This window comes from Pseudomonas sp. LG1D9, from assembly GCF_002949995.1.
In the GTDB taxonomy this organism is placed as follows: domain Bacteria; phylum Pseudomonadota; class Gammaproteobacteria; order Pseudomonadales; family Pseudomonadaceae; genus Aquipseudomonas; species Aquipseudomonas proteolytica.
The window spans coordinates 3,225,045-3,239,998 of the sequence record NZ_CP026881.1; the positions used below are offsets into that span (position 1 = coordinate 3,225,045).

Annotated in this window: 10 protein-coding genes; 8 read left to right on the plus strand and 2 right to left on the minus strand. The window is 62.2% G+C overall.

Annotated features, from left to right (window positions below; translation table 11 throughout):
- Window positions 1–101 precede the first annotated feature (101 nt).
- Both aceF and aceE read right to left on the minus strand, forming a co-directional pair.
- Window positions 102–1,748 carry a dihydrolipoyllysine-residue acetyltransferase gene (gene aceF / locus C5F71_RS15225; RefSeq protein ID WP_092232975.1) on the minus strand — a complete coding sequence of 549 codons (1,647 nt, stop codon included), beginning with the start codon at window positions 1,746–1,748 and terminating at the stop codon, window positions 102–104.
- 11 nt (window positions 1,749–1,759) lie between these two features.
- Window positions 1,760–4,405: a pyruvate dehydrogenase (acetyl-transferring), homodimeric type gene (gene aceE / locus C5F71_RS15230; protein WP_029299202.1), complete on the minus strand. Its 2,646-nt coding sequence runs from the start codon at window positions 4,403–4,405 to the stop codon at window positions 1,760–1,762.
- Between the two features lie 383 nt (window positions 4,406–4,788).
- On the opposite strand from aceE, the gene glnE reads away from it, so the two are divergent.
- From glnE to C5F71_RS15270, 8 genes are all read left to right on the plus strand, one after another.
- The gene (gene glnE, locus C5F71_RS15235; protein WP_092232978.1) at window positions 4,789–7,728 is read left to right on the plus strand and encodes a bifunctional [glutamate--ammonia ligase]-adenylyl-L-tyrosine phosphorylase/[glutamate--ammonia-ligase] adenylyltransferase; all 2,940 of its coding nucleotides are present in this window, start codon (window positions 4,789–4,791) and stop codon (window positions 7,726–7,728) included.
- Window positions 7,729–7,926: 198 nt separating this feature from the next.
- Complete coding sequence (gene waaF / locus C5F71_RS15240) at window positions 7,927–8,961, plus strand: lipopolysaccharide heptosyltransferase II (protein ID WP_104911441.1); 1,035 nt, start codon at window positions 7,927–7,929, stop codon at window positions 8,959–8,961.
- 1 nt (window position 8,962) lies between these two features.
- Complete coding sequence (gene waaC / locus C5F71_RS15245) at window positions 8,963–10,024, plus strand: lipopolysaccharide heptosyltransferase I (RefSeq protein ID WP_032862116.1); 1,062 nt, start codon at window positions 8,963–8,965, stop codon at window positions 10,022–10,024.
- On the plus strand, window positions 10,024–11,145 hold the full coding sequence (locus tag C5F71_RS15250) for a glycosyltransferase family 4 protein (RefSeq protein ID WP_104911442.1): 1,122 nt from the start codon (window positions 10,024–10,026) through the stop codon (window positions 11,143–11,145). The genes waaC and C5F71_RS15250 overlap by 1 nt, the downstream gene beginning before the upstream one ends.
- Entirely contained in the window at window positions 11,145–11,951 is an 807-nt protein-coding gene (rfaP, locus tag C5F71_RS15255) for a lipopolysaccharide core heptose(I) kinase RfaP (protein WP_029299193.1), read from the plus strand. Before C5F71_RS15250 ends, rfaP begins: the two co-directional genes overlap by 1 nt.
- A complete protein-coding gene (locus tag C5F71_RS15260; protein ID WP_029299192.1) occupies window positions 11,951–12,685 on the plus strand; it encodes a lipopolysaccharide kinase InaA family protein in 735 nt (244 codons plus the stop codon). The genes rfaP and C5F71_RS15260 overlap by 1 nt, the downstream gene beginning before the upstream one ends.
- Window positions 12,682–13,434, plus strand: a complete 753-nt coding sequence (locus C5F71_RS15265; protein WP_092232987.1) for a lipopolysaccharide kinase InaA family protein — start codon at window positions 12,682–12,684, stop codon at window positions 13,432–13,434. Before C5F71_RS15260 ends, C5F71_RS15265 begins: the two co-directional genes overlap by 4 nt.
- Window positions 13,434–14,885 (plus strand): lipopolysaccharide kinase InaA family protein, encoded by a 1,452-nt coding sequence (locus C5F71_RS15270; protein ID WP_070996452.1) that lies wholly within the window; start codon window positions 13,434–13,436, stop codon window positions 14,883–14,885. The genes C5F71_RS15265 and C5F71_RS15270 overlap by 1 nt, the downstream gene beginning before the upstream one ends.
- The last annotated feature ends 69 nt before the right edge of the window (window positions 14,886–14,954 follow it).

Below are 14,954 nucleotides of genomic sequence, written 5' to 3' on the forward strand. Positions count from 1 at the left end.
GGCAAAAAAAGCCCCGCCAAATTGGCGGGGTTGAGGTACGAGCGTGGCGCTCGGAAATCGTGCAGCCAGCCTCCCCCGATGAAGGGGGAGGCTGCTGCGGGTTACAGCAGGATGGTGCGGATATCGTTCAGCAACTGGCTCAGGCGCTGGGTGAAGCGTGCAGCGGCCGCGCCATTGATCACACGGTGATCGTAGGACAGCGACAGTGGCAGCATCAGCTTCGGCTGGAAGGCCTTGCCATCCCACACAGGCTGGATAGTGGCCTTGGAAACACCGAGGATCGCCACTTCCGGCGCGTTGACGATTGGCGTGAAGCCAGTGCCGCCAATGTGCCCGAGGCTGGAGATGGTGAAGCAGGCGCCTTGCATGTCGTCCGGAGTCAGCTTCTTGTCGCGGGCCTTGGCAGCCAGTGCCGCGGCTTCGCCAGCAAGTTGCAGCAGGCTCTTCTGGTCGACGTTCTTGATGACCGGCACCAGCAGGCCATCCGGGGTGTCGACCGCAAAGCCGATGTGCACGTACTTCTTGCGAATGATCGCTTTGCCGCTTGGTGCCAGCGAACTGTTGAAGTCCGGCAGTTCCTTGAGCAGGTGCGCACAGGCCTTGAGCAGCAGTGGCAGTACGGTCAGTTTCACGCCGGCCTTCTCGGCCACGGCTTTCTGCGCAACGCGGAAAGCTTCCAGGTCGGTGATGTCGGCCTGGTCGAACTGAGTCACGTGCGGAATGTTCAGCCAGCTGGCGTGCAGACCGGCCGCGCCGATTTGCATCAGGCGGGTCATCGGCACTTCTTCGATTTCACCGAAGCGGCTGAAGTCCACGGTGCGGATCGGCGGAATGCCTGAGCCACCGGTGGCAGCGCCGGCAGCCGGAGCTTCCTTGGCTTTTTGCATCATGGATTTGACGTAGACCTGCACGTCTTCCTTGAGCACGCGACCGTGTGGGCCGGTAGGGCTGACAGCACTCAACTCGACACCGAATTCACGGGCCAATTGACGCACGGCAGGGCCTGCATGAGCCTTGGCACCACTTGGCGCAGGGGCAGCAGCCGGGGCCGGAGCGGCCTCGGCTTTTGCCGCAGGAGCCGGGGCGGCGGCAGGTGCAGCTTCAGCCTTGGCGGCCGGAGCAGCAGCGGCTGGTGCAGGGGCTGCAGCAGGAGCTGCGCCGCCCGCGACTTTCAGCTTGAGGATGAAGTCGCCAGTGCCGACTTCGTCTTCCAGCTTGACCGCGATGCTTTCCACCACGCCGGCAGCCGGCGAAGGGATTTCCATGGAGGCCTTGTCGGACTCCAGGGTGATCAGCGACTGGTCGGCTTCGACGGTGTCGCCGACCTTGACCAGCAGCTCGATGATCTTGGCCTTGCCCGACGAACCGATGTCCGGGACGTGAATGTCCTGAACGGTGGCCGCTGCCGGTGCAGCAGCCGGGGCCGCTGGGGCCTCGGCAGCAGCAGCGGGCTTTTCAGCCGGCGCAGGGTCAGCAGCTGCAGCAGGTGCCGCCGCCGGGGCCGCGTCAGCGGCTCCTTCGATTTCCAGCTCCAGCAGTTCGTCGCCTTCTTTCAGGCGGTCGCCCAGCTTCACTTTCAGGCTCTTGACCACGCCGGCCTTGGGAGCAGGGATTTCCATGCTCGCCTTGTCCGATTCCAGGGTCAGGATGCTCTGGTCGGCTTCGACTTTGTCGCCGACCTTCACAAACAGTTCAATTACTTCACCTTCACCGCTGCCGATGTCAGGTACGCGAATGAGCTCGCTCACAGATAGTTTCCTCAGCAGTCCAGTGGGTTGCGTTTTTCCGGGTTGATCCCGAACTTGACGATGGCGTCAGCCACCACCTTGGGTTCGATCTCTCCACGGTCAGCCAAGGCTTCCAGGGCTGCCAACACCACGAAGTGACGATCGACTTCGAAGAAGTGACGCAGCTTCTTGCGGCTGTCACTGCGGCCGAAACCGTCGGTGCCCAGCACTTTGAATTCCTTGGACGGGACCCACTGGCGAATTTGTTCAGCAAACAGCTTCATGTAGTCGGTAGAGGCGATAACCGGACCTTTACGGCCAGCCAGGCACTCTTCGACGTAGCTCAGCGCAGGCTTCTGGCCTGGGTGCAGGCGGTTGCTGCGTTCCACGGCCAGGCCGTCGCGACGCAGTTCGTTGAAGCTGGTAACGCTCCACACGTCAGCGCCGACGTTGAACTCTTCACGCAGGATCTTCGCCGCTTCACGCACTTCGCGCAGGATGGTGCCGGAGCCCATCAGCTGTACGTGGTGTGCCGCTTCCTTGGTGTCTTCTTCGAGCAGGTACATGCCCTTGATGATGCCTTCTTCAACACCGGCCGGCATGGCAGGTTGCTGGTAGGACTCGTTCATCACGGTGATGTAGTAGAAAACGTCCTGCTGCTCTTCGGTCATCTTCTTCATGCCGTCCTGGATGATCACCGCCAGCTCGTAGCCGTAGGTTGGATCAAAGGTGCGGCAGTTCGGGATGGTGGCAGCCAGGATGTGGCTGTGACCGTCTTCGTGTTGCAGGCCTTCGCCGTTGAGCGTGGTACGGCCGGCGGTGCCGCCGATCAGGAAGCCACGGGTACGGCTGTCGCCTGCTGCCCAAGCCAGGTCGCCAATACGCTGGAAGCCGAACATCGAGTAGAAGATGTAGAACGGCAGCATTGGCTGGTTGTGGCTGGAGTACGAAGTACCGGCAGCGATGAAGGAGCTCATGGCGCCCGCTTCGTTGATGCCTTCTTCGAGGATCTGGCCCTTCTTGTCTTCCTTGTAGAACATCACCTGGTCTTTATCGACTGGCTCGTAGAGCTGGCCGACGGAGGAGTAGATGCCCAACTGGCGGAACATGCCTTCCATACCGAAGGTACGGGCTTCGTCCGGGATGATCGGGACGATGCGCGGGCCGATCTCCTTGTCCTTGACCAGCTGCGCGAGGATCCGCACGAAGGCCATGGTGGTGGAGATTTCACGGTCGCCCGAACCATCAAGGATTGCCTTGAGGGTGCTGAGGTCCGGTGTCGGTACGCTGAAGCTCTGGGCGCGGCGCTGTGGCACGAAACCACCCAGGGCAGTGCGACGCTCGCTGAGGTAGCGGGCTTCGGCGCTGTTCGGCTCTGGCTTGAAGAACGGCAGGTTCTCCAGCTCTTCATCCTTGACCGGGATGTCGAAGCGGTCACGGAACAACTTCAGGCTGTCGACGTCGACTTTCTTGGTGTTGTGCGCAGTGTTCTTCGCTTCGCCGGCACCGGTGCCATAACCCTTGATGGTCTTGGCCAGGATGACGGTAGGTTGTTCTTTGTGGTTGACCGCTTCGTGGTACGCCGCGTAGACCTTGTACGGGTCGTGGCCGCCACGGTTGAGTTTCCAGATCTCGTCGTCGGAGAGGTCAGCAACCATCGCCTTGAGTTCAGGCGTGTTGAAGAAGTGTTCACGTACGAACGCGCCGTCTTTGGCCTTGTAGTTCTGGTACTCGCCGTCGATGACTTCGTCCATGCGACGTTGCAGGATGCCGTCGACGTCCTTGGCCAGCAGTGGGTCCCAGAAACGACCCCAGATGACTTTGGTCACGTTCCATTGGGCACCGCGGAACACGCCTTCGAGTTCCTGGATGATCTTGCCGTTGCCGCGAACCGGGCCGTCGAGGCGCTGCAGGTTGCAGTTGATGACGAAGATCAGGTTGTCCAGCTTCTCGCGGCCGGCCAGGGAGATGGCGCCCAGGGATTCCGGCTCGTCGCACTCGCCGTCGCCCAGGAAGCACCAGACTTTCTGCTTGCCTTCGGGGATGAAGCCACGGGCTTCCAGGTACTTCATGAAACGTGCCTGGTAAATCGCCTGGATCGGGCCCAGACCCATGGAAACGGTCGGGAACTGCCAGAAGTCAGGCATCAGCCAAGGGTGCGGGTACGACGACAGGCCGCCACCGTCGACTTCCTGGCGGAAGTTGTTCATCTGGTCTTCGGTGATGCGACCTTCCATGAACGCACGGGCGTAGACGCCTGGCGAGGTGTGGCCCTGGAAGTAGATCAGGTCGCCGCCGTGTTCGTCGGTCGGGGCCTGGAAGAAGTAGTTGAAGCCGATGTCATACAGGGTTGCGCTGGAAGCGAAGCTGGAGATGTGACCGCCCAGGTCAGAATCTTTCAAGTTCGTGCGCATAACCATCGCCATCGCGTTCCAGCGTACCAGCGAGCGAATGCGGCGTTCCATGAACAGGTCGCCAGGCATGCGTGCTTCGTGGGTAACGGGGATGGTGTTGCGGTATGGCGTGGTGATGGCGTAAGGCAGTTGCGAGCCGCTGCGGGTCGCGAGTTCGCCCATACGGGTCATCAGGTAATGCGCACGGTCTTCGCCTTCTTTGTCGAGAACCGATTCCAGGGCGTCCAGCCATTCCTGGGTTTCGACGGGATCGAGGTCTTGCATGGCTTGCTCCAGGGCGGAAAGGCTACCAGAATCGGTTGCCTGAAGTTTGCGACTGGCCTTGTGGGCAGACGACATAAATTCTTGGATGGCCGAAGGTTGCTTCGGCGTCCTGTAGTTTTACTACAAATCGTCGGCCATTTCAGCCTTTCGAATGTATATACGAGTAGTAAAACTACACAAGACTGAGTGTATGACTCGGTCTGGCTGGTGAGCATAATCGTTATTGTTGATCTTTTGCGAACAAGAAAAGGTAGAAGTTTAATGTTGCCTGCCAAAATTAATGAATTTTCAGCTATTTCTAACTTTTGTTCGACAGTCCTTCGCCAAGCGTGGTTCTTGCGTTCACAGCCACAAGCCATTTACACGCCGATCAAGGATAGACCATGAGCCTTCCAATGCTGGTTGAACTCCCTGCCGTTCTGTTGCCGTTTGCCAGCCGGGCCGAGCAGTCATTTCGTGACGCAGCGGCCATGCTGGATGCCGATCATGGCCTGTCCGCGTGGACGCCGCAACGTTGGGCCGACTTCGCCCGTGTCTGCGCCGCCAGTGATTTTGTGATTGAACAGAGTGTTCGTGACCCTTTGATGTTGCTGGAACTGGTGGCCTGGGGCGAACTGGATCGCGGCTTTGCACCCGATGAGCTGTGTGGGCAGATTGCCGCAGCGGTGCAACAGGTTGAAACAGAAGACGAGCTGGGCCGCGTCCTGCGTCGCCAGCGGACCCGCCAGCAGGTGCGGATTATCTGGCGCGACCTGACCCGACAGGCGGACCTGGTGCAGACCTGCCGCGACCTGTCTGACATGGCCGACGCCAGCATCGACCAGGCTTACCAGTGGCTGTACCAGCGCCATTGTGCGCAATTTGGCACCCCCACCGGCGGGCGCAGCGGCGAACCGCAGCAGATGGTCATCCTCGGCATGGGCAAGCTGGGGGCGGTGGAGTTGAACCTGTCGTCGGACATCGACCTGATCTTCGCCTACCCCGAGGGCGGCGAGACCGTGGGCGCCAAGCGTGCCCTGGACAATCAGGAGTTCTTTATCCGCCTGGGCCAGAAGCTGATCAAGGCCCTGGACCCGATGACCGTCGACGGTTTTGTGTTCCGTGTCGACATGCGTTTGCGGCCGTATGGTTCAGCCGGGGCGCTGGTGCTCAGTTTCAATGCCTTGGAGCAGTACTACCAGGACCAGGGGCGCGACTGGGAACGCTACGCGATGATCAAGGCGCGGGTGGTGGCCGGCGATCAGGTGGCGGGTGCGCAGTTGCTCGACCTGCTGCGCCCGTTCGTCTACCGGCGCTACCTGGACTTTTCTGCGATCGAAGCGCTGCGCACCATGAAGCAGTTGATCCAGCAGGAAGTGCGGCGCAAGGGCATGGCCGACAATATCAAGCTGGGCGCGGGCGGCATCCGCGAGGTGGAGTTTATCGCCCAGGCGTTCCAGCTGATTCATGGCGGGCGCGACCTCAGCCTGCAACAACGGCCATTGTTGAAGGTGCTGGGCACCCTGGAAGGCCAGGGCTACCTGCCGCCGGCGGTGATTGCCGAGCTGCGCAGCGGCTATGAATTCCTGCGTTACACCGAACATGCAATCCAGGCCATCGCTGATCGCCAGACACAGATGCTGCCCAACACTGACGAAGACCAGGCGCGGATCGCGTTCATGATGGGCTTTGCCGACTGGACCGCGTTCCATGAGCAATTGATGTACTGGCGTGGCCGGGTGGACTGGCATTTTCGCCAGGTGATTGCCGATCCGGACGAAGAGGAGGGTGTAGAAAGCGAATTGGTGGTGGGCGGCGAGTGGTTGCCGCTGTGGGAAGAGTCCCAAAATGAAGAGGCGGCCTGTCGCCAATTGGCCGAAGGTGGTTTTGCCGACGCACCCAAGGCCCTCAAGGCCCTGGCCAGCCTGCGCGGCAGCCCGCAGTTGCGGGCGATGCAGCGCCTGGGGCGTGAGCGTTTGGACGCGTTTATCCCGCGCCTGCTGGCCCAGGCGGTCGAGCACGCTAATCCCGACTTGGTGCTGGAGCGCGTATTGCCGCTGGTGGAAGCGGTGGCGCGGCGGTCCGCTTATCTGGTGCTGTTGACCGAAAACCCTGACGCCCTGCGTCGGCTGTTGACCCTGTGCGCCGCCAGCCCGTGGATTGCCGAGCAGATCACCCGCTTCCCGCTGCTGCTGGACGAATTGCTCAACGAAGGCCGGTTGTTCAAGCCGCCCTTGGCGCCGGAGTTGGCCGCCGAATTGCGCGAGCGCCTCACGCGCATCCCCGAGGATGACCTTGAGCAGCAGATGGAAGCCCTGCGCCACTTCAAGCTGGCCCACCGCCTGCGCGTAGCGGCGTCGGAAATCGCCGGCAGCCTGCCGCTGATGAAGGTCAGCGACTACCTGACCTGGCTTGCCGAGGCCATTCTCGAGCAAGTGCTGGCCCTGGCCTGGCGCCAGACCGTGGCCCGCCACGGTACGCCGCAGCGCCTGGACGGCACCTTGTGCGATCCCGGATTTATCATCGTCGGCTATGGCAAGGTCGGCGGCATCGAGCTGGGACATGGCTCGGACCTGGACCTGGTGTTTATCCATGACGGTGACCCGCAGGCCGAAACCGATGGCGCCAAGCCGATCGATGGTGCGCAGTTCTTTACGCGCCTGGGCCAGCGGATCATTCACCTGTTGACCACCCAGACCAACTCCGGGCAATTGTACGAAGTGGATATGCGCCTGCGACCTTCTGGCGCATCCGGGCTGCTGGTCAGCTCCCTGGGGGCCTTTGCCCGCTATCAGGAAAACGAGGCCTGGACCTGGGAGCATCAGGCCCTGGTGCGGGCGCGGGTATTGGTCGGCAGTCAGGATGTGGGCCGCGCGTTTGAAGGCGTGCGGGCGCAGGTGTTGGGGCGCACACAGGACCTGGCGAAGCTGCGCCAGGAGGTCAGCGAGATGCGCGCCAAGATGCGCGACAACCTGGGCACCAAGTCGACCGGGGCCGGCACGGCGGCGAATGCCTTCGAGCCCACGGCGGTGTTCGATCTCAAGCAGGACGCCGGAGGTATCGTCGATATTGAATTTATGGTGCAATACGCCGCTTTGGCGTGGTCTGCGCAACATCCGTCGTTGCTACGCTATACCGACAATATCCGCATCCTGGAAGGCCTGGAGCAGGTCGGGCTGATGCCCGCCGCCGATGCCCACCTGTTGCGCGAGGTGTATAAGGCCTACCGCTCGGCGGCCCATCGCCAGGCCCTGCAGAACGAGGCTGGGGTGGTTGCCGGGGATCAGTTTGCTGACGAACGGCGCCAGGTGAAACGGATCTGGCAAGAACTGGGGTTAAGCTAAAACACTACAGCGACCCCAATTGAATGTGGAGACCGGCTTTATGTGGGAGCGGGCTTGCCCGCGATGCAGGCGCTGCGGTCTGGCTGGCAGCACGCGGTGATGCTATCGCGGGCAAGCCCGCTCCCACACAAACCGTGACCTACAGTAATTATCGAGGCGGGGAGGCATGAGCCTCCCCGAATCGTTTGTGGAAACTACATGAATATTCTGATCGTTGGGCCCAGTTGGGTCGGTGACATGGTGATGGCGCAGACACTGTTCCAGTGCCTGAAACAGCGTCATCCCGACTGCCAAATCGACGTGCTCGCCCCCGAGTGGAGCCGGCCGATCCTGGAGCGCATGCCTGAAGTCCGGCAGGCCTTGAGCTTCCCGCTCGGCCATGGCGCGCTGGAACTGGCGACCCGACGGCGCATCGGCAAGTCCCTGGCCGGCCAGTATGACCAGGCGATCCTGCTGCCCAACTCGATGAAGTCGGCGCTGGTGCCGTTCTTTGCCGGCATCCCCAAGCGCACCGGCTGGCGCGGCGAGTTCCGCTATGGCTTGCTCAATGATGTGCGCAAGCTCGACAAGGCCCGCTACCCGCTGATGATCGAGCGCTTCATGGCCCTGGCCTACGCGCCTGATGCCGAGTTGCCGGCGCCGTATCCGCGGCCGAGCCTGCAAATCGACCCGGTTACTCGCGATGCGGCCCTGGCCAAGTTCGGCCTGACCCTGGATCGGCCGGTGCTGGCGCTGTGTCCGGGCGCCGAGTTTGGCGAGTCCAAGCGCTGGCCGTCGGAGCACTACGCCAGGGTCGCCGAGCTGAAAATCCGCGAAGGCTGGCAAGTCTGGCTGTTTGGCTCGAAAAACGATCACTCGGTGGGTGAAGACATCCGACAACGCTTGATCCCCGGCCTGCGCGAAGAAGCGGTCAACCTCAGTGGCGATACCTCGCTGGCCGAGGCGATTGACCTGCTGTCCTGCGCCGATTCGGTGGTGTCCAACGACTCCGGCCTGATGCATGTGGCCGCTGCGCTGAACCGCCCGCTGGTGGCGGTGTATGGCTCCACGTCACCAGGCTTCACCCCGCCATTGGCCGACAAGGTTGAAGTGGTGCGCCTGGGCCTGGATTGCAGCCCGTGTTTTGAACGCACCTGCCGTTTCGGCCACTACAATTGCCTGCGTCAGTTGCTGCCCGATTCGGTAGCCGAGGCCTTGCAGCGGTTGCAGGGCAACGTGGTCGAGGTTCATTGAGTTGCGGGTACTGGTAATCAAGACCTCATCCCTGGGCGATGTGATCCACGCATTGCCGGCATTGACCGACGCGGCCCGGGCGATTCCGGGGATTCGCTTCGACTGGGTGGTGGAGGAAGGCTTCGCCGAAATCCCCACCTGGCATCCTGCGGTGGACAAGGTGATCCCGGTGGCGATTCGCCGCTGGCGCAAGAACCTCTGGCAGACCTTCAAGAGCGGCGAATGGCGGCGCTTCAAGAAGCAGATCCAGTCCACCAAATATGACCTGGTGATCGACGCCCAGGGCCTGCTGAAAAGCGCCTGGCTGACCCGCTATGTGCGGGCGCCGGTGGCCGGCTTCGACAAGCAGTCGGCCCGCGAGCCCATTGCCGCACGTTTTTACTCCCGGCGCCTGGCGGTTGCCCGTGGTCAGCATGCAGTTGAGCGCTTGCGCCAGTTGTTCGCCGTGGCCCTGGGCTATGACCTGCCCAAGGGTCTGGGGGATTACGGCCTGAGCACCGAAAAACTGCTGGGCTTGCCGCCCAAGAAACCGTTCGTGCTGCTGCTGCACGGCACCACCTGGGACACCAAGCATTGGCCCGAAGCCTACTGGCGCGACCTGGCCGAACGCATGGGCAGCCTGGGGGTGGATGTGAAGTTGCCGTGGGGCAACGCCGCCGAGAAAGCTCGGGCCGAGCGCCTGGCCCAAGGCCTGGCCAACGCCGAAGTGTTGCCTAAATTGAATCTGGCCGGTGTGGCACGCGTCCTGGCTGGTGCCCGGGCCTGTGTCGCCGTGGATACCGGCCTGGGGCATCTGGCGGCTGCGCTGGATGTGCCGACGATCTCTCTGTTCGGCCCGACCAACCCGGGCCTGACCGGTGCGTATGGCAAGGCGCAGATCCATTTGGGCAGCGATTTCCCCTGCGCGCCGTGCCTGCAAAAGAAATGCACCTACCAACCGACCGCTGAAGACCAGCGCCGGTTTGATCTCAAGCGCGAGTGGCCGCTGTGCTTTACTCGCCTGAACCCTGAGCGTGTGGCCAGCCGACTGAGCACGTTGTTATTGGCTGAGGAGCTGCACTGATGCAACTGGCATTTGTTCTGTACAAATATTTCCCCTTTGGTGGCTTGCAGCGCGACTTCATGCGCATCGCCCTGGAGTGCCAGCAGCGCGGCCACCAGATCCGTGTCTACACCCTGATCTGGGAAGGCGACATCCCGCCGGGCTTTGAAGTGCTGGTGGCGCCGGTCAAGGCGTTCTTCAATCATCGGCGCAACGAAAAATTGACCGCCTGGATGCAGGCCGACCTGGCCAAGCGCCCGGTGGACCGCTTGATCGGCTTCAACAAAATGCCGGGCCTGGATGTGTACTACGCCGCAGACGGCTGTTTTGAAGACAAGGCGCAGAACCTGCGCCACTCGCTGTACCGCAGTTTTGGCCGCTATCGGCATTTTTCCGAGTACGAACGCGCGGTGTTTGCCAAGGACGCCAAGACTGAAGTCCTGATGATCTCCGAGGTCCAGCAGCCGCTGTTTATCAAGCATTACGACACGCCGCTGGAGCGTTTCCACCTGTTGCCGCCGGGCATCGCCCAGGATCGTCGGGCGCCGCCGGATGCGGCACAGATCCGGGCCGGGTTCCGGGCCGAATTCAACCTCGCGGACGATGATTTGCTGCTGGTGCAGATCGGTTCGGGCTTCAAGACCAAGGGCGTGGACCGCAGCCTCAAGGCGCTGGCGGCGCTGCCTGCGGATCTGAAAAAGCGCACCCGCCTGTTTGTAATTGGCCAGGACGACCCCAAAGTATTCCAACTGCAGAGTGCTACCCTTGGGCTGGGCGACAACGTGCAGTTCCTCAAGGGGCGCAGTGATATCCCGCGTTTCCTGCTGGGCGCCGACCTGTTGATTCACCCGGCGTACAACGAAAATACCGGGACTGTGCTGCTCGAAGCCCTGGTGGCCGGGTTGCCGGTGTTGGTCACGGCGGTGTGTGGGTATGCCCATTACATCCGCGAGGCCGATTGCGGGCGTGTGCTGGACGAGCCGTTCGAGCAGGCCCAGCTCAACCAGTACCTGGCCGGGATGCTCAGCGATCAGCAGCAACGTGCGGCCTGGAGCCGCAATGGTCTGGCCTTCGCCGAGACGGCCGACCTCTATAGCATGCCGCAGCACGCTGCGGATGTAATTCTGGCGGAGCAACACTGATGAAGTTGATTCTTGCCGAACCGTTCAAGAGCCTTTGGGCCGGGCGCGATGCGTTCGCCGAAGTCGAGCTGTTGGACGGTGAGGTTTACCGTGAACTGGAAGCCCGTCGTACCTTGCGTACCGAGGTGGATGGGCGCGGCTACTTTGTGAAAATCCACCGTGGCATCGGCTGGGGTGAAATCTTCAAGAACCTGTTCACCGCCAAGTTGCCGGTGCTGGGCGCCGGGCAGGAGTGGCAGGCAATCCAGCGCCTGCACGAAGTTGGCGTACCGACCATGACCGCCGTGGCCTATGGCGAACGCGGCGCCAACCCGGCCGACCAGCATTCCTTTATTGTCACCGAAGAGCTGGCGCCGACCATCAGCCTGGAAGACTTGAGCATGGATTGGCTCAAGCAGCCGCCCGAGCCGCGTCTCAAGCGCGCGCTGATTGCCGAAGTGGCGCGCATGACCGGGATGATGCATCGCGCTGGCGTCAACCATCGTGACTGCTACATCTGTCACTTCCTGCTGCACACCGACAAGCCGGTAACCGCCGATGACTTCAAACTCTCGGTGATCGACCTGCACCGCGCCCAGGTGCGGCCGCGCATCAGCCAGCGCTGGCGCAACAAGGATTTGGCGGCCCTGTATTTCTCGATCCTGGATATTGGCCTGACCCGCCGCGACAAGTTGCGCTTCCTCAAAGGCTACTTCCAGCAGCCCCTGCGCCAGATCCTGGCCGAGGAAGGCGCGTTGCTGCAGTGGCTGGAGCGTAAGGCCAGCAAGCTCTATGACCGCAAAGTCCGGTACGGAGGTGCACTCTGATGGCGGGTTGGAACCTGGAACCTGCTTACTCGGAGCTTGTGGACGATTTTGGTAGCCTCGACGCAGTGTTCGCCCTGCAAGGCGAGCGGCTGACCCGTGATCCGCTGTCCGAAGTCATTCGCGTGGAGCGCGGCGGGATCAACTATTACGTCAAGCGCTACACCGGCGCCGGCAAAGGCCTGCGCCGTTACCTGGGCAAGCCCCGGGTCAAGTCCGAGTGGCAGAACCTCAAGCGCTTCGCCAAGTGGGGCATCCCAACCGCCGAAGTCGTGGCCTGGGGCCTGGAGCGCAAGGGCCTGGCCTATGATCGTGGGGCGATGATCACCCGCGAGTTGCCGCGCACCGAAGACCTGGCGGCCCTGGCTGAACGCAAGGACCCGCAATTGTCCGACCCGGTGTGGGTCGACAAGGTCAGCCGCCAGCTCGCTGAATACACCCGGACCATGCACGACCACCGCTTTACCCACAACGATTTGAAGTGGCGCAACCTGCTGATCGACGACCAGCAGACCCTGTACCTGATCGACTGCCCCAACGGTGACTTCTGGCGCGGGTTCTGGCTCAAGTACCGGATCACCAAGGACTTGGCGTGCCTGGACAAGGTTGCCAAATACCACTTGTCTGCCACCCAGCGCCTACGCTTCTACATGCAATATCGTCGGCGCAAGCACCTGGGCGTATCGGATAAACAGCGGATCCGCCATGTACTGAAGTTTTTCGAGGGACGCGAATGAATGACTTCCTGGCAACTGAAGACCGGGCCTTGCTGGAGCGCAATGGCCTGGCTGACTTTGATGCCCTGTGGGCCAGGCAACTGGACGCAGTGGACGAGCCCAACACCAGTCGCGGCGGTTGGAGCAGCGTGTTTCGCCTGGAGCTGGAGGGTCGCGGTTTTTACCTCAAGCGCCAGAGCAACTACCTGACGCGCACCCTGCATCGGCCGTTTGGCGAGCCGACCTTTGCCCGCGAGTTTCGCAATATCAGCCGCTATCGGCAGAAGGCGATCCCGGCTTTGCAGGCCGCCTTTTATGGTGAGCGCAAAGTTGCGGGCGAATACCGCGCCTTGCTGCTGACCCGCGCGCTGGATGGCTGGAATGACCTGGATTCGCTGCTGGAGCAGTGGCCAGCCCTGAGCGACGCCCAGCACCATGCGATCCTCGTGGCCTGCGGCCAGTTGGCGCGCAAGCTCCATGGAGTCGGCCAGGTGCATGGCTGTTTTTACCCCAAGCATATCTTCCTGCAGGCCACTGGCGACGGTTACGCAGCGCAGTTGATCGACCTGGAAAAGACCCGACCGCTGTTGCTCGGCCGGCGTGACCGGGTCAAGGACCTGGAGCCGTTGCTGCGGCGTGCCGGGGCCTGGACTGCAGAGCAGGTGCGGCAGTTTCTGGCGGCCTACCTCGACCAGCCGGTGGACAGCTCTCTGGTGGATACCTGGGCACGTTACCTGGCAGGGCGGCGCAGTCACAAGGAGGCCCGCTGATGCGCTTGTCTGAACTCAAAAATGCCGGGCGCACGCCTGCGCTGCCCTTGAGTATCGAGTTGGCGGATGCGGCCGGCCCAGGGCAATTGCAGCTGCTGAGCCTACTGCGGGTGTTGCCGGGCCAGCGTTATGTGGGTGCGGCTATCTGGCGCGGCCGGCCGGTGCTGGCCAAGTTGCTGGTGGGTGGCAGCGCCGCCCGGCATTTCCAGCGTGAACTCCAGGGCGTGCGCCTGCTGGCCGAGCAAGGCCTGACCACGCCGCTGTTGCTGGCTGACGGTCTGCAAGACGGTGAGGGCGGCTGGCTGTTGTTCGAGTTTCTCGACGGCGCACACAGCCTGGCCGAGGCCTGGGCAGCGGTTGAAAGCATGCCGCCTCTGGCGGATGAACAGCAGGCTGTGTTGGCCGAAGCGCTGGGCGCGATTGCACAGATGCACGCCAAGGGCCTGTGGCAGGAAGACCTGCACCTGGACAACCTGATGCGCCAGGGCGACAAGCTGTATTTGATCGATGGTGGCGGGATCTGCGTCGAACAGGCGGGCAAGCCCCTGTCACGCAACCGGGTACTGGAAAACCTCGGGGTGTTTTTTGCCCAGTTGCCGAGCGACCTCGAGCCGTTTACCGAAGAATTGTTGGTGTACTACCTGTTAAGCAATGGCGAACACGCCTTGCCCCTGGAAGCCCTGCAAAAGCAGGTGCGCAAAGTGCGGGCCTGGCGCTTGAAAGACTTCCTGGGCAAGGTCGGCCGCGAGTGCACCTTGTTCAGCGTGGTGCGCGGGGCCTTTGGGCTGCGGGCGATCCGCCGGGAAGAGGAGGCGGCCCTGCTACCGGTACTGGCAAACGTCGATGGGCTCATCGGCCAAGGCCAGATGTACAAGGCCGGTGCCTCGGCCACGGTGGCCCGAGTGGATGTGGCCGGGCGACCACTGGTGATCAAGCGCTACAACATCAAGGGTTTTGTGCACTGGCTCAAGCGCTTCTGGCGGCCAAGCCGCGCCTGGCACGCCTGGTACGAAGGCAATCGCCTGACGTTCCTGGGGATCGCCACGCCCAAGCCCCTGGCACTCCTGGAACGGCGTTTTTTCTGGCTGCGCAGCCGGGCGTATCTGGTTACCGAGCATTTGGCCGGGCCAGACCTGATTGAGCATCTGGCCCCTTATGTCGAAAGCGGCGAGGTACCCGAGCCCGAACTGTTGGCCCTGGAGCGCCTGTTTGGCGAACTGATACGCGAGCGGATCAGTCATGGCGACTTCAAGGGGCGCAACCTGTTCTGGCAGGGGGGGCGCTGGGTGCTGATAGATCTGGACTCGATGTGCCAGCACGGCTCGCTGAGTAGTTTTGCGCCGGCGTTTGCCAAGGATCGTGCGCGGTTCATGCGCAACTGGCCGGTCGATAGCGCGTTGTATCGAGTAATCGATCAGCGCTTGCCCAGCAGGATCGACGGCGTCCTGTAGCTGCACGCTTGCCCGCTCCTGACAGGGCGGGCTCAGCTCATGCGTAGTGTTTCATCTTGTATATTGATT